This window comes from Pontibacter sp. FD36 (assembly GCF_015686655.1).
Taxonomy (GTDB): domain Bacteria; phylum Bacteroidota; class Bacteroidia; order Cytophagales; family Hymenobacteraceae; genus Pontibacter.
On sequence record NZ_JADPMP010000014.1, the window covers coordinates 75,866 to 99,110 of the forward strand.

Sequence of the window (23,245 nt, forward strand, 5' to 3'; positions counted from 1 at the left end):
ATAGAAACTATCGATCATAACTAACTCGTTATACTTCGTATCTTTGTATAGCAAAAAGCACTATTGATTTAGATGAGCAAGAAAAAAACAGGCAAGATCGGTGTTTTACTGGTGAACCTCGGCACACCGGATACCCCCAACACACCTGATGTAAGAAAATACCTGCGTGAGTTCCTCCTGGACCCACGCGTGATTGACATAAACCCCGTAGGCCGGTTTGCCTTGGTGAATGGCGTGATCGCACCTTTCAGAGCCCCAAAATCAGCCAAGGTATACAAACAGCTATGGACGGAACGAGGCTCCCCCCTGCTATTCCACGGACTGGACTTGCAGAAAAAGCTGCAGGAAGCACTGGGCTCTGACTATCATGTGGCCTTTGGTATGCGCTACCAAAGCCCCAGCATCGCCAGCGCACTGGAAGAGCTTCGTGAAAAAAGTGTAGACCGTATTATCGTGCTCCCACTGTTCCCGCAGTATGCCGCTGCTTCTACCGGCTCGGTGCAGGATAAAGTAATGGAAATCGTGCGAGAGTGGTGGGTTATACCTAGCATTAACTTTATCTCTTCGTTTTGCGATGACCCTGGCTTTATCAATGCATTTGCAGAATTGGGCAAGCAACATATGGCACAGGATGATTACGACCATGTGATCTTCAGCTATCACGGTTTGCCAGAGCGACAAGTTTTGAAAGGCAGTGACAAAGGCTACTGCCAATTGGGCGCCTGCTGCAACAGCTATAACAAGCGCAACAAATACTGCTACCGCGCCGCCTGCTTTGCCACTTCAAGGCTGTTAGCCGAGAAACTTGGCCTCAGCGAAGATCAGTATACCGTTACCTTCCAGTCCAGACTCCTGAAAGATCCGTGGCTACAACCCTACACCGACGAAGTGCTGAAAACACTGCCGGAGCGGGGCATTAAGAAGGTTTTGGCGTATAGCCCTGCCTTTGTGGCCGATTGCCTCGAGACGACCATTGAAGTAGGCGAAGAATTCAAAGAGATGTTTGAACATGCCGGTGGCGAAAAATGGCAGCTGGTAGAGAGCCTGAACTCAAACGATACGTGGGTGCAAGCCGTGAAGGAAATGATCCTCCAACATTAGAATTTGAAGATGTCTTTACAACAGGTATAAAACAGAAGCGGCGCTACAAATTTGCAGCGCCGCTTCTGTTTTATCTTATTGATGTCTGAGACTTATGGAGGCATCCTCGATTTTAATCTATACTATCAGCTTCGCCATACCTATACACGATTCAGAAAGGTTTCGACCTGCCCCTACGAAAAGGACCAATCATCGAACAGCAAAATTTTAGTAGCCAACAAGTAACAATCAGCATCTAATAATTAAATTCTCTTAAAATCGACCCAGTAATCAGATGTGGCGTCGGCATATGCTCTGATTCTCTCTAGTAGCACCTCAGCATCACTTTCTATAATCAGGTTTTCGCGCTGGTCACCTTTCACAAAGCCTTCACTTACGGTATGGTCGATCATCTCAAAAAACTTGTCCCAATAGCCGTTAATATTATAGAAGGCTACTGGCTTTTTGATGATGCCGAGCTGGTTCCATGTGATGATCTCGCAGATCTCGTCGAATGTACCGAAGCCGCCGGGCATAGCGATAAAGGCATCGGAACGAGCCGCCATAATGGCTTTCCGCTCATGCATTGTCTCCACCACAACCAGTTCCTGCAATCCTCTATGGGCTACTTCCCTGTCAACCAAGCTTTGCGGGATCACGCCTATACCTGTGCCTCCTGCTGCCAGCACCGCATCGGCAATCACGCCCATAAGCCCTACATTGCCACCACCATATACCAGCTTTATACCTTGCTCCGCCATTAATTCCCCTAATCGCGCTGCAGACTCACTGTACATTGGATTTATACCTGCATTGGCTCCACAAAAAACGCCTATACTTCTCATTGCTATACCTTGTTCTTCTATAAATTTCGTTTCACAAAGAAAGGCTCCAGCATTACTGCTGAAGCCTTTTACTATTTTGAAGGATGCCGGCTATACCTAGGCCAGCTCCTTTTTATACATTTTGGCAAGCGTTTCAGCAACATAATCGATCTCAGCTTCTGTGTTGTACTTGCTGAACGAGAAGCGAACTGAACCTCTAGCCGGATCTACTCCCAAAGCACGAAGCACATGCGAACCGGCATTGGCACCGCTACTGCAGGCACTGCCACCAGAGGCAGAAATCTTGGCAATGTCCAGGCTGAACAATAGCATTTCGTTGATGTCAGAGGCAGGCAGACTCACGTTTAGTACGGTATACAAGCTCTTATCCGCAAACTCCGACATGCCGTTAAAGCTCACATCCTCCATCTGCTCCCGCAGTTTGTAGATCATACGGTCCTTCAACCCCTGTATATGCTTCTGGTGCTCGTCCATATCATGGTAGGCAATTTCCAGCGCCTTGGCCAGACCAATGATACCATACACGTTCTCGGTACCTCCGCGCATGTTTCGCTCCTGGGCACCACCCTGAATCAATGGCTGAATCTTAGTGCTGGCATCACAGTACAGGAAGCCCACACCCTTTGGTCCATGAAATTTGTGCGCTGAACCTATCAGAAAGTTGGCACCAATCTGCTGCACATCGTGCTTGTAGTGGCCCATGGTCTGCACAGTATCGGAATGAAAAATAGCGTCATACTTTCTGCAGATCACTCCGATCTTTTCAATATCGTTCAAAGTACCAATCTCGTTATTGGCATGCATGATCGAAACGATCGTGCGTGGCTGATTAGCCAACAGCTCCTCCAGGTGCTCCAGGTCTAGGTTGCCGCGTTCGTCGTGGCGCAGGTAACTCAACTGAACCTCTTCGTTTTTTTCCAGCATCTCCATGGTATGCAGCACGGCATGATGCTCCAGCTTCGTTGTGATGGCATGCTTTATACCTAGCGAACGACAGGAACAGACGATGGCAGCGTTATCAGCCTCTGTACCGCCGGAGGTGAAGAATACCTCTGCAGGCGACGTGTTTAACAGCGTAGCTACCGTGCGACGGGCTTTTTCGATAGCAGACCTCACCTCTCGTCCATGTGAATGGATGGAAGAAGGGTTGCCAAAGTGCTCGAGCATAAAAGGTGCCATGGCATCAAAAACCTCTTTGTCCAGAGGGGTGGTAGCTGCATTATCTAAATAAACACGCATGATATTTTGTATTGGATTCTCTTAAACGAACTACTAAAGTATAAAAAAAAGTTGCGCCAATGGAGAAAAAGCTTGATTTCTCCTTTGGCGCAACCTCTGATTGCTAGTTAATTAATATGCTACAGCAACAACACATTACGCTTTTGTCGAAATGATTTCTTTGATGTCAGCAATGATCTTGTTGGCCAGGTGCTCGGCTGTGGCGTTGCTCTCCGATTCAGCATAGATGCGTATGATAGGCTCTGTATTAGACTTGCGCAGGTGCACCCACTCCTTATCAAACTCAATCTTCACACCGTCGATGGTGTTAATCGGCTGCTTGGCATAGCGCTCCTGCATTTGGATTAGCACTTGGTCTACATCCACTTCAGGAGTCAACTCTATTTTATTTTTAGAAATGTAGTAGTTCGGGTAGCTGGCACGCAGGCGAGTCATGCTCATACCTGATTTAGCCAGGTGCGTCAGGAACAAAGCTATACCTACCAAGGCATCACGACCATAGTGCAGTTCAGGATAGATAATGCCACCATTGCCCTCACCTCCGATGATCGCATTTTCGGCTTTCATCATGTTCACCACATTTACCTCACCCACAGCAGCGGCAAAGTAATTGCCGCCAGCCTTCTCCGTCACGTCACGCAATGCTCTTGTTGAGGAGAGGTTAGAAACCGTGTTGCCCACCTGATTCTTCAGCACATAATCAGCTACGGCTACTAATGTATACTCTTCACCGAACATACTGCCATCTTCATTGATCAGGGCCAGGCGATCCACATCCGGGTCCACTACTATACCTAAGTCAAACTTGCCTTTTTCGATCACGCGGGAAATCTCGCGCAGGTTCTCTGGCAACGGCTCCGGGTTGTGCGGGAAATTGCCGTCCGGCTCGCAAAACAGCTTCTCCACCTTATTTACTCCCAAAGCTTCCAGCAGCATCGGTATCGCTATACCTCCGGAAGAGTTCACACAGTCGATAGCAACGCTGAAGTCTTTTTCTTTGATAGCATTTACATCTACAAGCGGCAGTGCCAGAATGGAGTCGATGTGCTTTTGCAAGGCTTCGTCATCACGCTGGTATTTACCCAAGTCGTTTACCTGCGCAAATTCAAAGGCCTCCTTGTCTGCCAGTTCCAGCACCAACTTACCTTCTGCATCAGAGATGAACTCACCCTTCTGGTTAAGAAGCTTGAGCGCATTCCACTGTTTTGGGTTGTGGCTCGCAGTCAGAATGATGCCACCACCAGCTTTATATTCAGGCACGGCCATCTCCACAGTAGGCGTCGTTGACAGCCCCAGATCGACCACATTTATACCTAAGCCCTGCAGGGTCGCGCAAACCAGTTTGTTCACCATGTCACCTGAAAGGCGCGCATCGCGTCCTACAATGATGGTATTGTTGCCAGTAGTCTGCAACACCCAGGTACCGAAAGCGGCGGCAAACTTCACCACATCCACTGGGGTTAGCGCTTCACCGGCCTGCCCTCCAATCGTACCTCTGATTCCTGAAATTGATTTTATTAAAGCCACTACGAGAATATTTTTTTCAGCTGCAAAAGTAATAATTTAGTTTTAGGTTTGAACATTATCTGCTGCGGTATCCGTTAGCCCGAACATCACAGAACTGTAACTCAGGCAGAATGCTTACCGGCAAATAGTCATCATCGTCCTATTTACTACATAGCAGAACGCCTATATAACTACCTCTGGCAGTTATTTATTATATTTGCCTTTATGAATAATCAACGTTTTGAAGATACTCCACGTGGTCGACAGCTTCAGGCTTTTGACCGGCTGCTGGATGTGATGGATGATCTGCGTGAAAAATGCCCCTGGGACAGGAAGCAGACCATAGAAAGCCTGCGCCACCTGACTATTGAGGAAACCTATGAACTATCCGACGCCATTATCCGGCAGGATATGCAGGAAATAAAAAAAGAGATTGGGGACATCATGCTCCATATGGTGTTTTATGCCAAAATAGCCTCTGAACAAAAAGCCTTCGACATAGCGGATGTGCTGAACTCACTCTGTGAGAAGCTTATCTTCAGACATCCACACATCTACGGGGATGCGACAGCCAGTACGGAAGAAGAAGTAAAGCAGAACTGGGAGCGCCTGAAACTGAAAGAAGGCAACAAATCGGTATTGGGTGGCGTACCAGCCTCATTACCAGCGCTTGTAAAAGCTATGCGCATACAGGAGAAGGCCCGTGGAGCAGGTTTCGATTGGGATGACAAGTCAGAGGTATGGAAAAAGGTACAGGAGGAATTGAATGAATTTGAATCTGAATTTAATACAGCAGACCTTCAGTCCATTGACCACCTAAAAGCAACCAGTGAATTTGGAGATCTGCTTTTTTCACTCATTAACTTTGCCCGTTTTATTGACATTAACCCAGAAGAAGCACTGGAAAAAACCAATCTGAAATTCATAGATCGGTTTCAGTATATGGAAGAGGAAGCCTCTAAAGATGGCAAACGACTACAGGATTTGTCCTTAAATGAAATGGACATTTACTGGAATCAGGCAAAAAAAAGATAGGCATGCATACAGTTTAGTCAAACATGCATTATATTTATGCTTCTATTTGTTCTCAGGCACAACCCAAGCAAACTTAGTTTTACTTAATTTTATTACAACCAAATAGTTTAAACGCTTTGCTCTTCTCTGAATAACGCACACCTGTTTTATTACTATTACAGTAATCTCACTTATTGCTTGCACTAAAGTCACGTTACAATTCAGGTTTATCACCACACATTATGGCGAATAAACCTCTGTTTAACAGCCAATAAGGGATACAGCAGGGTGAAAGGGACAGGCTGTATGAAGTTTAAACTTTGGATAAGAATTTAAAATAAAATATATTTGTAAAGCCGCAATATTCGCCTTAAGCTAAAGCAGTGAAAAATTTATTTTAGACAGACTTTACAGTATTAAGTCGGGATTTTTCAAAATTTAAAGCTTGAAATCGTTTGAAAATTGCGGAAAAAGCAGAAATTGCAAAACCAATAAAGAACTAAATCCAAAACAATTACATTCTTATATTACACAATCGATTTAATTACAACACAAACAGCTAAACTTTAAACTTTTAAACAAAATGGAAAAAAAGACTGCAGTAGTGAGCAAAGATGCTAATGTAGAACAAAAGAGCGGTACAACTTCCTCTCTATTTGCCACTATCGTAATTCCGGTTGCATTTATTGCATGTGTACTTATCTATATGTTCGTATTCGGTAATCCTGCCAACTTTGAAGGCGGTGACAATGCGAACCATCCACTTCCGGACAACTACCTGGGTATTGTTTATAAAGGTGGTTGGGTAGTACCTATCCTTTTGACGCTTAACCTACTGGTTTTCATCTTTGCTATCGAGCGTTCACTTACAATCAGCAAAGCAAAAGGAACTAAGAACGTTGCCGGTTTCGTACGTACAATCTCTCAGAAACTGAACCAGCGTGACATCAACGGTGCTATCGCTGCCTGCGACGCACAAAAAGGTTCTGTTGGTAACGTAGTAAAAGCTGGTCTGCTTAAGTACAAAGAAATGCAGAACGAGCCAGAACTGCTTAAAGCTGAAAAAGTAGCCGCTATTCAGAAAGAAATTGAAGAGTCTACTTCACTGGAACTTCCAATGCTGGAGAAAAACTTGGTGATTATCTCTACTATCGCTTCGGTTTCTACACTTACAGGTTTGATCGGTACGGTACTAGGTATGGTGAAGGCGTTCTCGGCTCTTGCAACAGCAGGTTCTCCAGACGCAGTAGCTCTTGCAAACGGTATCTCTGAGGCCCTTATCAACACGGCTCTTGGTGTAACTGGATCTGCTATCGCGATCATTGCTTATAACTTCTTTACTAGCAAGATTGACGAATTAACTTACAGCATTGACGAAGCTGGTTTCAGCATCATCTCTACGTTCGCTTCGCAGCACGAAACTGCAGCTAACACTGTAAGACCTCATTCAACTATCTAATCGCTATAACCCAATAAAATGCCTAAAGTAAAAGTAAAAAGAACCAAACCGTCGTTGGATATGACGCCGATGGTGGACTTGGCCTTCTTGCTGGTTACTTTCTTTATGTTGACAACAAAGTTTGCTCCTGAAGAGGCAGTGGTTGTAGATACACCATCCTCTGTATCGGAGATTAAACTTCCTGACACCAACATCATCACCATCACGGTAGACAAAGAGGACAGAGTGTTCTTTGGTGTTGATGGGCAGGGAACTAAAGAAGCGTTGCTTGACAAGATGGGCACCAAGTACGGCGTAAGCTTTACAGAAGAAGAGCGTAAGACCTTCTCTCTGCTGACCAACTTCGGTGTACCGGTGAACCAACTTAAGTCGTATCTGGCTATGGAGCCTGCTGATCGCAAAAATGTGAATCAGCCAGGTATACCAGTTGACTCTGCCAGAAACGAATTGGGTGACTGGGTACACCAGACGCGCCTGACAAACCCTAAAGTTGTTATCGCAATTAAAGGGGATGTGGATGTAAGTTATCCTACTGTAAAAAGAGTAATGGATACACTGCAGGACCGTAAGATCAACAGGTTCAACCTGATCACGGACATGGAAAATAGACCTACTAACCTCTAATAAAAGGAGCTAAAAAATGGCAGAAATACAAGAAAAAGCCGACTCCGGTAAAGGTGGTAAGAAAAGGGCCAAAAAAATGTCTGTCCATCTGGACATGACACCCATGGTAGACCTTGCATTCCTTCTGTTGACATTCTTCATGCTTACTACTACCTTCAGCAAGCCACAGACCATGGAAATTAACATGCCTGTGAAGCCAGATACTGAAGACGAGCAGATTGCTCTGAAAGCAAGTAATGCCATGACGATTGTTCTGGGTGAAAATGACAGAGTTTACTACTACTTTGGTCTAGGTGATCCTGCCGAAAATCCGGAAGTTCAAACAACTGACTACTCTGCTAACGGTATCAGAAAAGTATTGATTTCGCCTCAAGTGCGCGGAAACGAGAAAATGACGGTACTCGTTAAACCAATGGAGGGGTCACGCTACAAGAACGTTGTAGACATTTTAGATGAATTGAAAATCACTGACACCAACCGCTTTGCTATTGTTGAAATGAACGACAATGACAAGCAGTTGATTCAGGACATAACTGGACAGTAACACATGGAAACTAGTAAGTTAGAAAAAGCATCGCTTGATGACATCGTCTTTGCCGGACGAAACAGAGCGTATGGCGCCTACCTACTACGTCGACTGTACAATAAGCATGTTACTACCGCAGCCATTATGGCTATCTCAATCTTTGCGCTTCTGATCAGTATTCCACTGATTGCTAAGTTATTCGAAGAAGAGGAAGTCGTGGTACCAGTAGAGCGTATTGTTACAGAGGTAGAGTTAGCACCACCACCACCAATCGATGAAGCGACGCCGCCGCCGCCGCCGCCGCCACCAGATCTTCCACCACCGCCGCCACCAGTGCGTGCTCAGGTGAAGTTTACGCCTCCAGTAGTGAAGCGTGACGCCGAAGTAGTGGAAGAAGAGCAGGTGCCAGATCAGAAGGAACTGGAAGACATCGATATCGGTACTAAAAACGTTGAAGGTGTTAAAGGTGCTCCACTTGATTTGGGAGACATCGATGGTACCAGCGATGTTGTTGCTGAAGTAGTAGAAGAAAAGCCATATACTTACGTGGAGCAGATGCCTGAATTCCCAGGTGGTGAAGGCGAAATGATGAGATATCTTGGCAAGAACATCCGCTACCCAGCTGCTGCACAGCGTGCCGGAGTAGAAGGCTTGGTAGTACTTTCGTTCGTAGTAAGCCGCACAGGCGAAATCTCAGAAATTGAGGTTGTGAAGAGCCTGGGTTCTGGTACTGACGAAGAAGCTGTACGTGTTGTGAAAACAATGCCGAAATGGTCTCCAGGTAAGCAGAACGGACGATCAGTACCTGTTCGCTACACATTGCCAGTACGATTTGCTATCAAGTAAATCTGATTCCATAACAATAAAAAAGGCCCTCCCAGGAGGGCCTTTTTTATTGTGCACTAGTTTACAATCAAAGAACCAGGCAGTAACTTAAAGAATGTATTCTATGAAAAAATAAAAAGACGGCTTGTGGAAAAATAGCTAATGGTGCATCTAATAAGAAAATGCAGGTAATACTGCTTCACTTCTAAAACTTATGCGCCATGAAAGAGAACTATTTATTCGACATGACCTTTAATAATGTAGTGTTTGCGGCACGAAATAAAGCTTATGGAGCTTATGTACTCAGAAAGGATTATAGCAAGCACATTTTAACAGCGGCATTATTAGCAACAAGCATCTTTACTACTGGACTTGGCTGGCCACTTATAATCGGTAAACAAGAAATAACACAGACAGCGAAGCAAGATTCTGAAAAGGATAAAAGGGTAATTATAATAGATCAACCGTTATTACCTCCACCGCCAAAAGAGAAACCAGAACCAGTACAGCAAGCAGTAGCGCCTGTACAGGAAAAACAAATCAAGACCGTGAGAAACCCTACCCCTACTGTTGTACCAGACTCGCACCCTGGTCCGGATGAAATTCCTCCTACACAACAACAGATGGAAGGAGCCATTATCGGAACACAAAGTACTGATGGAGAACTATTGAGTAGCATAGACCTGGAAGGTATAGAAACAGACGGTAACGCTGGCACAACAGGTACTGCTGGTGGAGAAGGAAATAACGTATTTGACTTTGCCGAGGAGATGCCTGCATTTGAGGGAGGAGAAGCAGCCCTAATGCGCTACATAGGCAAAAAAATACGTTACCCTCGCCAGGCAATCACAGAGCAAATAGAAGGCATAGTTATTGTAAGCTTTGTAGTAAACCGAAACGGTAAAGTGACCGACGCTACAGTATTGAAAGAATTGGGTTTCGGAACCGATGAAGAGGCACTGCGAGTTATTGAAAGCTTACCTGATTGGACACCAGGCAAACAAAATGGAAAACCTGTCGCGGTACGTTATACTTTACCAATACGATTCAACTTGCAACGATAAATGATAATATAAAGTATAAAGCAGAAGCTAATCTATACATAGCATGGCTTCTGCTTTAGTTTTTAAAGTATAAACCTTAAATTTAGGCCTACATATATAGGCAAACCTGAACATGCTACGACCAAGGCGAGAAGACGAAAAACCGTCTGTTACATTTTTCAACAAATTTGCACGCTATTTTGGCATGCTCATGACATTGGTATATGTAGCGCTGGGACTATTTATCATCTTCATGGATGAGGAGCAGTATAACCTGGACATGTCACAAACGGCACGTACCATCTTTGGTGGCACCCTTATACTGTATGGCCTCATACGACTTGTGAGAGCATATCAGGTTAATTCCAAATCAAGGAGAGACAGATAAGATGATTAAAGCAGCCAAAGTGGTTTTGGGGCTCGGACTAGTTGCGCTTGCAGCTTGCGGCGGTAACCCTGAAACGAAACGCGACACCTCAACGACTGGTACCATCGGCATAAGTGTAGATGAGACCTTCCAACCTATTATAGAAAGCCAGGTAAGCACATTTGAAGGTATCTACAAATACGCCAATATAAATGCGCAGTACAAGGCAGAGGGTAAGGTATTTGATGACCTGATCAATGACAGTACGCGAATCGCAATTGTATCGCGCAAAATGACTGATCAAGAGAAAGAAGTATTTGATCAGCGAAAGATTACCCCCAGGTATACTAGAATCGCCATTGATGCCGTTGCACTTATTGTTAACAACAAAAATCAGGATACCCTCCTGACCATGAGTGAACTGCGGGACATCTTTACAGGAAATATTACCAGTTGGAAGCAGTTAAACCCAAAAAGCAGTTTGCGAGACATTGCCATTGTGTTTGACAACAATAATTCCAGTACAGCAAGGTACATGCGTGATACCCTGATGGCAGGCCAACCGTTGCCTACTACAGCCTCCGCTAGTAACTCCCACCCTGCACTGATAGACTATGTTGCAAAGAACGAGAATGCAATTGGGGTAATTGGTGTGAACTGGATAAGCGACCGCGATGATACAACTTCGCTTAATTTTCTAAGCCAGGTAAAGGTAGTAGGAGTAAGTGCCGAAGATAACCCGGTAACAACAGATAGTTATTTTCAGCCGTACCAGGCTTACATTGCACAGGGAGAATATCCGCTCAGAAGGTTCTGGTATATCATTAGTACTGAGGGCCGTGCGGGTCTTGGCACAGGTTTTGCATCCTATGTAGCAAGTGACCGCGGACAACGTATTATATTAAAGTCAGGCCTGGTGCCTGCCACTATGCCAGTACGTATAGTGGGCTTTAATAATAGAGCGAGTAAATTCAGACAGGATTAACCATTACAAACAATAATAACACAACCTAAATTAAACTAACAATGACAAATAACTGGAAATATGCTTTGCTGGTAGCTGCCATGTTCCCTACAGCAGCGGCATTTGCGCAGTCTGGCGATCAGGGCCGTAAAGCGGTTGACCTGGGGCGCTATCAGGAGGCTAAGTCTATTTATAAATCTCAGTTGAACAATAAGAACGCTGACAATGCTTATTTCGGACTGGGCGATGTATACCTTCGTTCTGAGAACGTAGACTCAGCAGCCTACTACTTTAACCAAGGTTTGGCTAAAAACTCTAAGTCTGCTATCAACATGGTAGGACTTGGCAAAGTAGAAATGGCCAAAGGCAATCGTGTTGGCGCTGAGAAGCATTTTGCTGATGCTATGAAGCGTGGCAAAAAGGATTCACACGTACTTGCCAGTATCGGTGAAGCTTATCTGATGGCTCCGGAAGCAACTGAGCAGGATTATAATAAAGCAATTGAGTACCTGAAGCAGGCAGTTGAGCGTGATAAGAATAATGCTGAGGCATATCTCCTGATGGGTGATGCTTATCTGAAGCTGGGCAATGGTGGTCAGGCTATGACTAGCTATGACAATGCTATTCGTATCAACGACAAGTCACCAAAAGCTCACTTAAGAAGAGGCCAGCTTTATACTAGCTCGCGAAACTACAATGAAGCGGAAGAAGCGTATAAGAAGGCTATTGAACTAGATCCAAACTATGCACCTGCATACAGCGATCTGGGCGAGCTTTATTACTTTGCCGGTCAGTATGACAGAGCACTGTCTACTTTCAAGCAGTTTGTAGACATGTCTGAGAACACGCCTGCAACTCGTGCTAAGTATGCCTCTTTCCTATTTCTGACAAAAGATTATGAAGGTACGCTGCGTGAAGTACAGGAAGTACTGAAAACAGAGCCTAACAACAAGACGATGAACCGTCTGTTGGCCTACTCATACCTTGAGCTTGGCAAGCCTGAAGAAGCTTTGAAGGCGATGGAAAACTACCTGAGCACGGTAGATCAGAATAGCCTGATTGCAAGCGACTACGAGTACTATGGCAGAATCCTAGCCAGAAACAACCAGCCTGCAAAAGCTGTTGAGAACCTGGAGAAAGCTATTGCTTTAGAACCTACTAAACCAGAGCTTTATTACGACCTGGCTAATATGTATGCGCGCGAGAAGCAGTTTGACAAAGCTGTAGAGGTTTACAACAGAAAGCAGGAGAAATTAGGAGCTTCTAATACTGACTACTTCCACCTGGGTAATGCTTACATGATGGCAGAGCAGTATGACAAGGCTGACGAGACTTATAAGAAGATCACAGACGCTAACCCTACTTATGCTTATGCACACCTGTGGAGAGCCCGTGCGCAGTCTAACCTAGACCCTGAAACAGAGCAAGGTTTAGCGAAGCCTCACTACGAAGAGTTCATCAAACTTACCAACGGTGAGAAAGAGAAGTATAAGAAGGAGTTAATCGAAGCTAATACTTACCTGGGCTATTATTTCTACCTGAAGGGTGAGCGTGAAAACGCTATCAAACACTGGACAGAGGTAAAAACACTGGACCCAACCAATACACAGGCTGAAACAGCCTTGGCTGAGATCAACAAGACTCCCTCTCAAAAAAAGAGACGTTAATCTTAACTCTTAATTAATATACAAAAAGCCCGCTCCTGTTGGAGCGGGCTTTTTGTATGTCTATACCTAATGAAAAAGGTGATCCTTATACCTTACTGATTTTCGTATAGTGACCACTTTTCGAGTGCGGCCTGAAAATCATCCGGCAGCTCAGAATTGAATTGTATAAACTCCTTTGTAGTTGGATGAATAAAGCCTAGTGACTTGGCATGCAGCGCTTGCCGGGGCATCAACTTAAAAGCGTTCTCAACGAATGTCTTATAAGAGCCGGTTGGCATGCCCTGCAATATCTTATCCCCTCCGTAGGTAGCATCTGAGAACAAAGGGTGGCCCAAGTACTTCATATGCGCTCTTATCTGGTGTGTCCGACCTGTCTCCAGGTTGCACTGCACCAGCGACACATACTTATACTTTTGCAGCACCTTATAATGGGTCACAGCATGCTTTCCAAACTCTCCGTTAGGGTATACGGTCATCACTCTTCTATCCTTTGCACTACGCCCTACATGACCTACTATGGTGCCTTCATCCTGCTTGGGCACACCCCACACTAATGCGTAGTAGGTGCGTTCAATTGTGTGCTTAAAAAACTGCTTTGCTAGAAAAGCCATGCTGTACTCTGTTTTCGCTATCACAAGCAAGCCTGATGTGTCTTTATCAATGCGATGCACAAGACCAGGGCGGCCCTCTCCGTTGCGGGTAGTCGGCAATTGCTGTAGGTGATAGGTAAGCGCATTCACCAGCGTCCCTGACCAGTTATTAAAGCCTGGATGTACCACCATACCTGGCTCCTTGTTGATGATGAGCAGTTCCTCATCTTCATACATGATGTTGATCGGAATATCCTCCGGAATGATCTCGGTATCACGAGGAGGTGTAGCCAACGTAATGGTGATCACATCCAGCGGTTTCACCTTATAGCTTACCTTTACAGGCTTTTGGTTCACCTGTACTGATTCGGAGCGTATAGCGCCCTGCAACTTATTACGGGTCACATTAGGCAGCCGATCCATCAGAAACTTATCGATGCGCAGCAGCGCCTGTCCTTTATCCACCACAATGCGGTGGTGCTCATATAATTCGTCCGAATCCTCTATACTGTCTTGCTCTTCTTCTTCAAAGTCAATCACGGTACTGGCTTTAGGTATAAACAAAAAGAAAGCCGAAGTATAGAACATCGGCTTTCCTGAACTCACAAAGGAGTATTACTTATTTTTTCTTCTTGGCTGGTGTTGTAGTAGTTGGCTTAGCGGCAGCTGGCTGCTGCTGTGGCTGGGCCTGCTGTGCTGCTGGCTGCTTGTTAGGATCCACACCCAGCTTCTTGAACACCAGGTTGTTGATGTTGCCGCTGTCAGGACCTTCCAAAATTGCCTGCTCACTCAGGATATAGAGGTAACCGTTCTCCTTCGCTACGTCTTTGATCGCGTTCTCGATCTTTACAAGTACAGGCTGAATCAGTGACTGCTCTTTCTCACGAATAGACATCTGAGCATCGTACTGGAACTTCTGGATTGACTGCTCCAGGTTCACCAGCTCACGCTCTTTGTCTTCGCGCACTACTTTGTCCATAGTGGAGGCGCCTTTCTGATAAGCCTGCAGTTTGTTGTTATACTCAGTCTCTTTAGTTGCAAACTGCTCCTGTAGTTTCTGGCCGTAAGTTTCCAACTCTTTCTGCATGGCTGTTCTTTCCGGCATCTTGCTCAGAATCTCTTCCACGTTAGCATAACCTATCTTAGTTGCCTGCTCGTTTGTCTGCGCAAAAGATGCGAAGCTGATAAAGAAAAACGCTACTACTAAAAATTTGATTTTGTTCATGATTGGATGGTTAATTTGTTATTCTTGTTGTTTAGTTGTTTGACTTCTTTTTTGTTGGAGGTGTCTTTTGCTTATTCTGCTGCGTCTGATTCTCCTCGTTTTCTATACCTGTTTCAGGTAAGCTATTGGGGTCATCTACCAGTGCATCTGTCGGCTGCTTACCCGGCACATTCTGCTTGTCGGTAGCAAGTCCCAGTTCTTCCAGCACATACTCTGTGTAATCATGTACCGGATTGGTATAGATCATGATCAGATCTCCCGACTTATCAAATACCGTCTGCAGGCCTCTTGCCTTTGCGACTTTCTCAACTGCCGTGAAAACTTCGTCCTGAATAGGTCTAATCAAATCCTGACGTCGCTTAAACATCATACCTTCAAAACCGAATACCTTGCGCTGATACTCCCGCACTTCATTCTCTTTGCGGGAAATCTCAGCCTGGCGCTTCTTCTTCATTTCTTCTGTCAGAAGCACTTCCTCGGCTTTAAAGTCTTCCTTCATCTTCTCAACTGCCTGGTACATCCCTTCGATCTCCTTCTGCCAGGCCGTACTTTGCTTGTCTAGCTCCACCTGTGCTTTGGCGTATGCCGGCATCTTGCTCAGAATGAAGTTAGAATCAATATAGCCAAACTTCTGCGCCTGTGAAACAGTCGATAGGAAAAACCCGGCTAAAAAGATGAACAAAAACTTTTTCATACTAATTCATTATCGTATCTGCTGCCCGATCATGAAGTGGAACTGACCACGCTTCATCTCCGGACGTCCTGGCACATCATCAAATCTCCAGCCGTAGTCGAACCCTAACAGACCGAAGGCTGCCATGAAGATACGCACACCCACACCACCTGAGCGATAAAGCTTAAATGGATTGTAGCGGTCATAAGACCCAAAGCTGTTACCTGCTTCCAGGAATGTCAGGCCATAGATCGTAGCAGCTGGGTTAGGAGAGATAAGATATCTCGCCTCCATCACAAACTTATTATAAGCAACACCTCCTGTGTTGATCAACGCCTGATCCGGGTTATTGATTACAGACTCGTCATCATAACCACGCAGACCAATGTAATCAGTTCCTACAAAGATATTGGCACCACCTAAGCCGTTACCTCCTAATCTAAAACGCTCAAACGGACCAATACTTGTCTTCGAGTTGTAGTTGTTCAGGAAGCCAAAGTGGGCTCGTGTGTTCAATACCAAATTTCCTGCCAAATTCATGAAGAACGATGCGTCAAGCATCCATTTATTGAATTCAACATACTCAAAGTTATTGCGCTTCTCAGAAAACAGCGAATAAGGTGGCGTTAGGTTCACACTAAGAGCAATGTTAGAACCTCTGCGAGGGAATGTTGGGTTATCTATGCTTACTCGCGCCAGTGTGTTATTCAACGATATACTGTTCGATACACCATTGTTAAAGCCACCAAACAGGTTGAAGTTTTTCAGGGTATAGCGGTTATAGCTCAGAGAGTGACTCAATTGGAAGAAGTTGTCTGGCCAATTCAAAGTACGGCCTAAGCTAAGTGCAGCACCATCTACATTCAGGCGACTATCCACATCGGCTCTTGGGTCGCGGCGGATGGTCTTGAATACACTCGCCGTAAGTGAGTTTCGCTTACGACCACCTAACCACGGCTCCGTGAATGAGAAGGAGTAGGACTGGTAGAAGCGGCCGTTGGCTTGCACGTTCAGGTTCAGACGCTGACCGTCGCCACTTGGAAGCGGTCTCCACTCCGACAGCTTCAGCAACTTACGTGTAGAGAAGTTGTTCAGGGTAAGACCGACTGTACCTACCGCGCCAATCGGGCCACCCCAACCTCCTGAAAGGCTGATTTGGTCATTCGGACGCTCCGATACGGTATAGTTAATATCTACAGTTCCTTCTTCCGGGTTCGGCATTGGGTTCAGGCCGATCGTTTCCGGATCAAAGTAACCTAGGTTTGCCAATTCGTTTCGGGAGCGGATCAAATCTTCGCGGCTGTACTTCTGACCAGGTAAGGTACGGATCTCACGAAGCACCACATGGTCACTCGTTTTTGTATTGCCCGTCACTGTCACTTTGCTGATCGTCGCCTGCGGACCTTCTGACACACGCATCTCAATGTCGATAGAGTCACCTTCCACAGTCACCTCCACCGGATCAATGTTGAAGAACAGATAGCCGTCATTTTGGTAAAGCGCAGAAACATCTATACCTGCAGGGTTATAGTTCAGGCGCTTATCAAGCTCCTGCTTGTTGTACACATCTCCCTTGTTTATACCGAGTACACGGGTCAGGTAATCATCCTCGTACAGGTAGTTTCCGTTCCAGGTAATATTGCGGTAGTAGTAGCGGTTACCTTCATCAAGGGTGATCCGGATACCCAAACGGTCTTCACTTGTATTATACACCGTGTCTGATACGATGATGGCATCGCGATAGCCTTCTGAATTGTAGAAGTCTAGCAGGAGCTGCTTATCATTCTCGTATTCTGAGCGCTGGAATTTGGACGAGGTAAATATTTTATAGAAGCGTTTTTCTTTTGTCTTCTTCAGCTGGCGGCGTAGTTTTTTGTCGGCAAATGCTTCGTTGCCTTCAAAAATGATCTCAGAGATTTTTACTTTATCACCCCTGTCAATGTTGATGTTCAGCACGACACTGTTTGGCAGCAGAGAGTCAGGTCGCTGCACAATGTTGATCTTGGCGTTGAGGAAACTCTTTTCAGCGTAATACTTGCGGATAATGTTGCGTGTTTGGTTGAGCACAGCATCTGTTACCACCTTCCCTCTGATCAGGTTGATCTTCTCCCGAAGGGCATCCTGCTGCGATTTGTTGATACCATTGAACTCAAAGCGGGACAGACGCGGGCGTTCTTTCAGGTCAAAGTTCAGGAAGATCTGGTTGCCTTCGATGCGGGTTACGTATACGTCTACATCACCTAAGAGGCCCTGGTCCCACAACTTTTGAATAGCACGGCTTATGTCTTCGCCTGGTACCGTGATCTCATCGCCAATCTTAAGACCCGTAATACCAGTAAGCGCGGTAGGATCCAGGAATTTGATTCCCGTAAACTCAATGCCCCCAATGCGGTACTGTTGGGGCTGACCGTAGTCAATCGTATTGCTCTGTGCTTGATTATTCAGAACTTGTGAAGAAGCTGTGCCTGTCATTAGCAGAAACACAAGCACCCAGATGCATCTTGTCATTAATATGTTCACTTTGTTAGTTGTTCACTTGTCTTGCCAAAGCGGCGTTCTCTTCTCTGGAAAGCACATATAGCTTCGTAGAGGTGCTCTTTGCGGAAATCAGGCCAGAGTAGCTCTGTAATGTAGAGCTCTGTATAGGCCAGTTGCCAAAGCAAGAAATTGCTGATACGCTGCTCCCCACTCGTACGAATCAATAATTCAGGATCAGGTATACCTGCCGTAGAGAGATACTGCGCAACAGTGGCCTCACTTATATCAGTTGGTGCTATAGTACCATGACCCACTTCTACGGCAATTCGTTGCATGGCTTGTGCAATGTCCCAGCGACCGCTGTAGCTCAGGGCCAGCACCAGGGTCATGCGGCTGTTATCCTTTGTTATCTCAATTGCTTCAAGCAATTCTTTCTGACAGGCTTTCGGCAGGCTTTCCGTATTTCCTATTGTCTGCAGCCGGATATTGTTCTTGTTCAGAGTAGCGGTCTCTTTTCTGATAGTAGACACCAGTAGTTGCATCAATGCGGAAACCTCTGTTGCCGGCCTCGACCAGTTCTCAGTAGAAAAGGCATACAGGGTTAGATATTCGACTCCCATCTCTGCTGCAGCCTCTACCGTTTCACGAACAGCCGTGATAGCACTCTGATGACCGAAAATTCGCAGGCCGCCACGTTTCTTTGCCCATCGTCCATTCCCGTCCATGATAACGGCAATGTGTCTTGGCAAATTGTCTAAATCTACTTGTTCCCTTAAATTCATTAAACCACAATTTCCTTGCAAGTTACAAAAAGCAAGATAATTTAATGAAATTTTAGCGGGTTAATCTAGTATTCCGGCTTTGCGTTTGTAAACAGGGGGGCAGTTGAGTCGATATAGTGTGTAAGAAAGGCTTATACCGTTATAGAAGTACATATCTTTATCGAAGGGATTAGCATACGCCTTTGAGCCGCTCGCCCCCAGATCTGTAGCTAACAATCCAGATCCACTCTCTTGCAGATAGTCCAGGTTATCTGTAAACATAAATCGAGGGCCGAACTCCAGACCCAAATTCCAGTGCTTGCTTAGCGCATATTTCACCCCTACTCCAAAAGGAATGGTAACCGCAAATTTGTTATCGAATGGCTCCATCACATTGCCCTGGCGGGTAAGCTGGTGGTTAAAGTTGAGCAATGCGGCTCCTAAGAAGAAATAAGGCGATACGCGGTGCGGCTTACGAACATCTTCGTAGTAATCGAGAAAATTGTACTCTATACCTAGCGAAAACTCCAGCATACTTAGCTTCAACTCCGTGTCACGCCAATCGTGATGGGGAAGGTTTTGCGACTCATCCTTGAATGCCTTGTCGTTAAATATGCGATGGCTACCCATGAAGGCAGCCTTGAGCGTAATAGGCGCTGAGATATCATGACGATAGAAGATCGTCATGGCAGGTTGGTTATTTAAAAAGCGGTAATTGGGTGATATCTCACCAACATAATTAGCTCCGCCTATACCGGCACCAATCTCACTGGTGGTCACAGGCTTGATCTGCTGCAGCTGAGCCTTAGCAGTATTGCATAAAAAGACGCTCCCAATTTGCAGTAGTACACAAATAAGGAGCGTCTGTCTGAATGTATTCAAAATCATGTATTTTTTACGGAGTTTAGAAAAACAACGCACTATACTCCGTTATATTATCTGAATTTAGGTCTTCTTACACGTGGGTTCAGGATATAGTTCAGGCCTAAGCTTGTTTGGATGTACCAATCATTGTCAGAGCTGTTACCGCGTGTACGGTTACTGCTTGTACCGTATGGACGAAGACGGCTGAAACCATTAGGCTCTGTAATCAGGTCATTTGTGAAGCCTGACTCAGCGCTTCTGTCAGAGAAGATTACAGAGGCATTGCGGTTGTCTACGCGGTTACCCTCGCTTAGCAGTACGTTTTTGTCTACGTGAGCTGTACTTACGTCATCCAGGTAGTCTGTAAAGGTGGCTCTCCAACCTACCTCGAAGCTAAAGTCCCAGTTGCGGTCTAGCTTGTATCGTACACCAAGTCCAAAAGGAATGGCAATCTGTACGCGGCTGTAAGGGTCACTAACAGTACCCGGGTGATCTACGAACTGACCTTCTGTACCTAGTGGCTGTAGGGCATACCAGCCAGAAGGAATATCCTGATCAGCTGACAAACCTGGATGAGAGCCATTTTCATAATACGCTTTCGGGTTGTGGTGCATTACTGCCACACCAATGAAACCATAAGGCACGAAGTCCGGACGACGACGGTAGTAGTTACGGTTTTCAAAAAGGTCAATGATCGCTACAGCACTCAACTCTTTGATGTCATTGCGGAAAGACAGGTTACGTCTGTATCGGTCTATGTTCTCACCTTCATCAGGTCCGGCTGCCAGGGCATCGTCACCCGCAATGCGGTTCCAGTTGAAAGCCACACGCGAAGAAATACGCGGGAAGTGACGGTGCGTATAATTGATACCTACACTTGGACGAGTAGACTTTATGCGCATACTCGTAAAGTTTGGCTGAGGCACCAGGTCGCCGAAGTAGTTAGAAGCACCCAGCTGGATACCCACTGTGGAGTACTCCTTTCGCTTGGTAAAACGCTGTGCTTCAGCCTCTATGGCCACAGTGGTAAGCACAACAGTAAGTAATAAAAACAGCGTAGTAAATCTCTTCATAGCGAACCAATTTCTTTTTAAGCGTATTTCCGCAGGCTTATAATTCTTCCAAATTAAACCATTGTGACAAAAATAGAAATAATTTTCTGGTATAAAAATATGTATATTAAATATTGAATATAATTTACCTAAAAATATTTGTTCTTTTATCAAGACCCCAGTTTAACTTGCCACGCAAGGTGGTCAGGAAGTTTACGTGATGCAGTTTGACAAGTCGTGCCACAAAATTCTCTCGTCGCACTGCTATCTGAACTGACATGTCTACTGGAACGGACCTTGAGTCGAGCGAGGCCAGGTATGTGCTGCTGCGCCCTTCTACTTCAAAAGAGATCACGCTCCGGTCTGACACAATCATGGGCCGCACATTCAGGTTGTGAGGGCATACGGGTGATATAACGAAATTGTTGGTCTGTGGCAATACCAAAGGACCGCCACAGCTAAGCGAATAGCCCGTCGATCCGGTTGGGGTGGCCACTACCAGCCCATCAGCCCAGTAAGTGTTCAGATACTCACCATCTATATACGCATGTACAGCTATCATGGACGAGGAATCACGCTTTAGCAAACTGAATTCATTAAGCCCGAAGTTAATCCCATCAAAGATTTCCAGATCAGAATCCACTCGGATCAATGCCCGGTCATCGAAGGTATAGTGTCCTTTGAAAAGGGCATCCAGCGCCAAGTTGATGCTGTCGTGAGCAATGGTAGCCAGGAAGCCGAGGCGGCCCGTGTTGATACCCAGAATCGGGATCTGGAGCGCCCCCACATAGGTGACAGTGTCCAGCAAAGTACCGTCGCCGCCCAGGCTCAGGACAAAGTCTACTCCTTCCAGGCTATCTCCACGGGTGAAAGTAGGTATACTCCCGGGCAGGTTGATGCGATTCTGCAGAAACAGACTGAAATGCTCTACCACCAGAATGTCGGCTTTACGGCGCTGCAGTTCGTCAAAGAGATTCTGAATAAACGGACCGTACTCTTCGTCAAAGGGTTTTCCCAGTATAGCTATCTTCATATATCTTCTTTTCGTTAAAAGGGGAAGCGGCCACTAAAGTATAAACCGCCATTTCCTTCGCGATTCAGGGTATACTCCGCCCGAAACACAAAGTCATAAAAGGTGACTAGGTGCAGTCCTGCTCCCGCTCCTGCCAGCAGCCGGTTAGCCAGCGGGTTGCCTTTATCAAATACATTGTCGGCTACGTAACCGGCGTCAGTAAAGACGTTGGCATACAGGGCCAATGGCACCTTGTTGAACTTAGGGCTCCGAATAAACTTCAGGTGCACCCCCTTGTGCTGAAAGAGCTCCCGGGTCAGTCCCTGCTTAAACAAGCCGAAGTGCTGCCCGCCAACCACCTGCAGCTCATATCCCCGCACCAGCGACCGAAAGCCAAGCGCCACATTATCAGCATAAGCATAGCGGCGTGACAACCGGGCTTGCGCTTCACCACCCACAAAATAATAATATTTACCTGACAAATGGCGATAATCCACATACTTTGCACGCAGAGTTGTGATAGGTGTTCCGTTTCCATTCACAAAAAATGTCTGCGCGGCTATAGCTTCAAAATAACTGCCGGTGAGCGGGTAAATAAAGGAATTGCGCTGGTTCACCACTTTCGACAACTCCACTCGCAGATACTGCCGATCATGACCACCATCACTGTAGTACACCGGATTGAGCGCTAATACAGTATCAGCCACCTGTTCTTTCACATACGTTAGTCGTATCCCTTCCTGCCGCTGTACACTCTGCCGGTGTGTAAGGCCAGTCGTGAGCAGGGTGCGCTGAATTGGCACGCCGCTCTCCTGCACAAAAAACCGCTGCCGGTTATTCAGTGTGCGGTAATCAATGGCACGGCTCCGGTAGTCGGCAACCCCGAAGTCCATACCTAGCTTATGCGTACGGCTGACGTAAGGCACCCGGTAGATAAACTCCAGCCGCTTGTTGAAGCCCTGCTGCAGTCTGACACGCACCTCTTCATTCCGTCCTCTGAAATTGCGCCTGATCAGGTTGATTCCATAGTCGACACGCCCCCAGTCGCGGCGCTCAAGCCAGGCGTTGAAGTTGCGGTCAGCCAGGTCGAAGATAGGAATCGGGTACAAGTACCAGCGCTCCTGCATGGTATAGGTCACCGTCACCCGTCCTCCGAGGCAGGTATAGGTATAGCCTACCTCATGAAATAGACGCAGGTTGAACAGCCTTCTGCGATTCTCCTCCAACTTGGCTTCCAACTCAGCTGTAGCCACCGTATCGCCGGGAGAGATGTTGAGTTCGAAGAGGAGCATGCGGCTTTTGCTGACCTCGTTGCCCTTAAAGCCAATGCTGTCGATCACAACAGATTCGGTCAGGCAGGACTGCGCTGCCAAGGTATGGCAAAGCAAACTAAAACACAGCAGCAGGAAAGTGCGAAGGATCACGGACTGG

22 protein-coding genes are annotated in these 23,245 nt (G+C 46.1%); 10 read left to right on the plus strand and 12 right to left on the minus strand.

The window, feature by feature from the left end:
* Positions 1 to 72 precede the first annotated feature (72 nt).
* Positions 73 to 1,101, plus strand: coding sequence for a ferrochelatase (gene hemH, locus I0P70_RS19105; RefSeq protein WP_196120742.1), 1,029 nt, complete (start codon positions 73 to 75; stop codon positions 1,099 to 1,101).
* A gap of 242 nt (positions 1,102 to 1,343) precedes the next feature.
* On the opposite strand, the gene I0P70_RS19110 is transcribed toward hemH, so the two are convergent.
* The 3 genes from I0P70_RS19110 to glmM all read right to left on the minus strand — a co-directional run bounded on the left by I0P70_RS19110 (position 1,344) and on the right by glmM (position 4,691).
* Complete coding sequence (locus I0P70_RS19110; protein ID WP_196120743.1) at positions 1,344 to 1,925, minus strand: TIGR00730 family Rossman fold protein; 582 nt, start codon at positions 1,923 to 1,925, stop codon at positions 1,344 to 1,346.
* Between the two features lie 96 nt (positions 1,926 to 2,021).
* Positions 2,022 to 3,164 carry a cysteine desulfurase family protein gene (locus tag I0P70_RS19115; RefSeq protein WP_196120744.1) on the minus strand — a complete coding sequence of 381 codons (1,143 nt, stop codon included), beginning with the start codon at positions 3,162 to 3,164 and terminating at the stop codon, positions 2,022 to 2,024.
* A 135-nt stretch (positions 3,165 to 3,299) separates the two neighbouring features.
* Entirely contained in the window at positions 3,300 to 4,691 is a 1,392-nt protein-coding gene (gene glmM / locus I0P70_RS19120) for a phosphoglucosamine mutase (RefSeq protein WP_196120745.1), read from the minus strand.
* Between the two features lie 204 nt (positions 4,692 to 4,895).
* Here glmM and mazG point away from each other — a divergent pair, with 204 nt between their 5' ends.
* The 9 genes from mazG to I0P70_RS19165 all read left to right on the plus strand — a co-directional run bounded on the left by mazG (position 4,896) and on the right by I0P70_RS19165 (position 13,159).
* The gene (gene mazG, locus I0P70_RS19125) at positions 4,896 to 5,705 is read left to right on the plus strand and encodes a nucleoside triphosphate pyrophosphohydrolase (protein ID WP_196120746.1); all 810 of its coding nucleotides are present in this window, start codon (positions 4,896 to 4,898) and stop codon (positions 5,703 to 5,705) included.
* A 562-nt stretch (positions 5,706 to 6,267) separates the two neighbouring features.
* The gene (locus I0P70_RS19130) at positions 6,268 to 7,143 is read left to right on the plus strand and encodes a MotA/TolQ/ExbB proton channel family protein (protein ID WP_076423275.1); all 876 of its coding nucleotides are present in this window, start codon (positions 6,268 to 6,270) and stop codon (positions 7,141 to 7,143) included.
* Between the two features lie 18 nt (positions 7,144 to 7,161).
* The gene (locus I0P70_RS19135) at positions 7,162 to 7,767 is read left to right on the plus strand and encodes a biopolymer transporter ExbD (protein WP_196120747.1); all 606 of its coding nucleotides are present in this window, start codon (positions 7,162 to 7,164) and stop codon (positions 7,765 to 7,767) included.
* Between the two features lie 16 nt (positions 7,768 to 7,783).
* Complete coding sequence (locus tag I0P70_RS19140) at positions 7,784 to 8,311, plus strand: biopolymer transporter ExbD (RefSeq protein WP_196120748.1); 528 nt, start codon at positions 7,784 to 7,786, stop codon at positions 8,309 to 8,311.
* A gap of 126 nt (positions 8,312 to 8,437) precedes the next feature.
* Positions 8,438 to 9,139: an energy transducer TonB gene (locus tag I0P70_RS19145; RefSeq protein ID WP_007656152.1), complete on the plus strand. Its 702-nt coding sequence runs from the start codon at positions 8,438 to 8,440 to the stop codon at positions 9,137 to 9,139.
* Positions 9,140 to 9,339: 200 nt separating this feature from the next.
* Positions 9,340 to 10,182 carry an energy transducer TonB gene (locus I0P70_RS19150; RefSeq protein ID WP_196120749.1) on the plus strand — a complete coding sequence of 281 codons (843 nt, stop codon included), beginning with the start codon at positions 9,340 to 9,342 and terminating at the stop codon, positions 10,180 to 10,182.
* A gap of 112 nt (positions 10,183 to 10,294) precedes the next feature.
* Positions 10,295 to 10,549, plus strand: a complete 255-nt coding sequence (locus tag I0P70_RS19155) for a hypothetical protein (RefSeq protein ID WP_196120750.1) — start codon at positions 10,295 to 10,297, stop codon at positions 10,547 to 10,549.
* 1 nt (position 10,550) lies between these two features.
* The gene (locus tag I0P70_RS19160) at positions 10,551 to 11,513 is read left to right on the plus strand and encodes a PstS family phosphate ABC transporter substrate-binding protein (protein ID WP_196120751.1); all 963 of its coding nucleotides are present in this window, start codon (positions 10,551 to 10,553) and stop codon (positions 11,511 to 11,513) included.
* A gap of 41 nt (positions 11,514 to 11,554) precedes the next feature.
* Entirely contained in the window at positions 11,555 to 13,159 is a 1,605-nt protein-coding gene (locus I0P70_RS19165; RefSeq protein WP_196120752.1) for a tetratricopeptide repeat protein, read from the plus strand.
* A 92-nt stretch (positions 13,160 to 13,251) separates the two neighbouring features.
* Here the strand turns inward: I0P70_RS19165 and I0P70_RS19170 are convergent, their stop codons facing one another.
* From I0P70_RS19170 to I0P70_RS19210, 9 genes are all read right to left on the minus strand, one after another.
* Positions 13,252 to 14,337, minus strand: a complete 1,086-nt coding sequence (locus I0P70_RS19170; RefSeq protein WP_007657233.1) for an RluA family pseudouridine synthase — start codon at positions 14,335 to 14,337, stop codon at positions 13,252 to 13,254.
* A gap of 31 nt (positions 14,338 to 14,368) precedes the next feature.
* Positions 14,369 to 14,974 carry an OmpH family outer membrane protein gene (locus I0P70_RS19175; RefSeq protein ID WP_196120753.1) on the minus strand — a complete coding sequence of 202 codons (606 nt, stop codon included), beginning with the start codon at positions 14,972 to 14,974 and terminating at the stop codon, positions 14,369 to 14,371.
* Positions 14,975 to 15,005: 31 nt separating this feature from the next.
* Positions 15,006 to 15,668 carry an OmpH family outer membrane protein gene (locus I0P70_RS19180; protein ID WP_196120754.1) on the minus strand — a complete coding sequence of 221 codons (663 nt, stop codon included), beginning with the start codon at positions 15,666 to 15,668 and terminating at the stop codon, positions 15,006 to 15,008.
* A gap of 9 nt (positions 15,669 to 15,677) precedes the next feature.
* On the minus strand, positions 15,678 to 18,155 hold the full coding sequence (gene bamA, locus I0P70_RS19185) for an outer membrane protein assembly factor BamA (RefSeq protein WP_196120755.1): 2,478 nt from the start codon (positions 18,153 to 18,155) through the stop codon (positions 15,678 to 15,680).
* A gap of 8 nt (positions 18,156 to 18,163) precedes the next feature.
* Positions 18,164 to 18,907 (minus strand): isoprenyl transferase, encoded by a 744-nt coding sequence (locus tag I0P70_RS19190; RefSeq protein ID WP_196120756.1) that lies wholly within the window; start codon positions 18,905 to 18,907, stop codon positions 18,164 to 18,166.
* A 60-nt stretch (positions 18,908 to 18,967) separates the two neighbouring features.
* Positions 18,968 to 19,666: a DUF6089 family protein gene (locus I0P70_RS19195; RefSeq protein WP_370583264.1), complete on the minus strand. Its 699-nt coding sequence runs from the start codon at positions 19,664 to 19,666 to the stop codon at positions 18,968 to 18,970.
* A gap of 155 nt (positions 19,667 to 19,821) precedes the next feature.
* A complete protein-coding gene (locus I0P70_RS19200) occupies positions 19,822 to 20,823 on the minus strand; it encodes a DUF6089 family protein (RefSeq protein ID WP_196120758.1) in 1,002 nt (333 codons plus the stop codon).
* Positions 20,824 to 20,947: 124 nt separating this feature from the next.
* On the minus strand, positions 20,948 to 21,835 hold the full coding sequence (locus tag I0P70_RS19205) for an NAD kinase (protein ID WP_196120759.1): 888 nt from the start codon (positions 21,833 to 21,835) through the stop codon (positions 20,948 to 20,950).
* 14 nt (positions 21,836 to 21,849) lie between these two features.
* A complete protein-coding gene (locus tag I0P70_RS19210; protein ID WP_370583265.1) occupies positions 21,850 to 23,238 on the minus strand; it encodes a hypothetical protein in 1,389 nt (462 codons plus the stop codon).
* Positions 23,239 to 23,245: the final 7 nt, after the last annotated feature.

Coding starts and splice junctions, on each gene's coding strand:
- I0P70_RS19200 (WP_196120758.1), bottom strand. CDS start 20,823: ATGAAGAGATTTACTACGCTGTTTTTATTACTTACTGTTGTGCTTACC.
- I0P70_RS19150 (WP_196120749.1), top strand. CDS start 9,340: ATGAAAGAGAACTATTTATTCGACATGACCTTTAATAATGTAGTGTTT.
- I0P70_RS19190 (WP_196120756.1), bottom strand. CDS start 18,907: ATGAATTTAAGGGAACAAGTAGATTTAGACAATTTGCCAAGACACATT.
- hemH (WP_196120742.1), top strand. CDS start 73: ATGAGCAAGAAAAAAACAGGCAAGATCGGTGTTTTACTGGTGAACCTC.
- I0P70_RS19160 (WP_196120751.1), top strand. CDS start 10,551: ATGATTAAAGCAGCCAAAGTGGTTTTGGGGCTCGGACTAGTTGCGCTT.
- I0P70_RS19165 (WP_196120752.1), top strand. CDS start 11,555: ATGACAAATAACTGGAAATATGCTTTGCTGGTAGCTGCCATGTTCCCT.
- I0P70_RS19140 (WP_196120748.1), top strand. CDS start 7,784: ATGGCAGAAATACAAGAAAAAGCCGACTCCGGTAAAGGTGGTAAGAAA.
- I0P70_RS19130 (WP_076423275.1), top strand. CDS start 6,268: ATGGAAAAAAAGACTGCAGTAGTGAGCAAAGATGCTAATGTAGAACAA.
- I0P70_RS19205 (WP_196120759.1), bottom strand. CDS start 21,835: ATGAAGATAGCTATACTGGGAAAACCCTTTGACGAAGAGTACGGTCCG.
- I0P70_RS19145 (WP_007656152.1), top strand. CDS start 8,438: ATGGCTATCTCAATCTTTGCGCTTCTGATCAGTATTCCACTGATTGCT.
- I0P70_RS19170 (WP_007657233.1), bottom strand. CDS start 14,337: ATGTTCTATACTTCGGCTTTCTTTTTGTTTATACCTAAAGCCAGTACC.
- I0P70_RS19115 (WP_196120744.1), bottom strand. CDS start 3,164: ATGCGTGTTTATTTAGATAATGCAGCTACCACCCCTCTGGACAAAGAG.
- mazG (WP_196120746.1), top strand. CDS start 4,896: ATGAATAATCAACGTTTTGAAGATACTCCACGTGGTCGACAGCTTCAG.
- I0P70_RS19180 (WP_196120754.1), bottom strand. CDS start 15,668: ATGAAAAAGTTTTTGTTCATCTTTTTAGCCGGGTTTTTCCTATCGACT.
- I0P70_RS19110 (WP_196120743.1), bottom strand. CDS start 1,925: ATGAGAAGTATAGGCGTTTTTTGTGGAGCCAATGCAGGTATAAATCCA.
- bamA (WP_196120755.1), bottom strand. CDS start 18,155: ATGACAAGATGCATCTGGGTGCTTGTGTTTCTGCTAATGACAGGCACA.
- I0P70_RS19175 (WP_196120753.1), bottom strand. CDS start 14,974: ATGAACAAAATCAAATTTTTAGTAGTAGCGTTTTTCTTTATCAGCTTC.
- I0P70_RS19135 (WP_196120747.1), top strand. CDS start 7,162: ATGCCTAAAGTAAAAGTAAAAAGAACCAAACCGTCGTTGGATATGACG.
- I0P70_RS19155 (WP_196120750.1), top strand. CDS start 10,295: ATGCTACGACCAAGGCGAGAAGACGAAAAACCGTCTGTTACATTTTTC.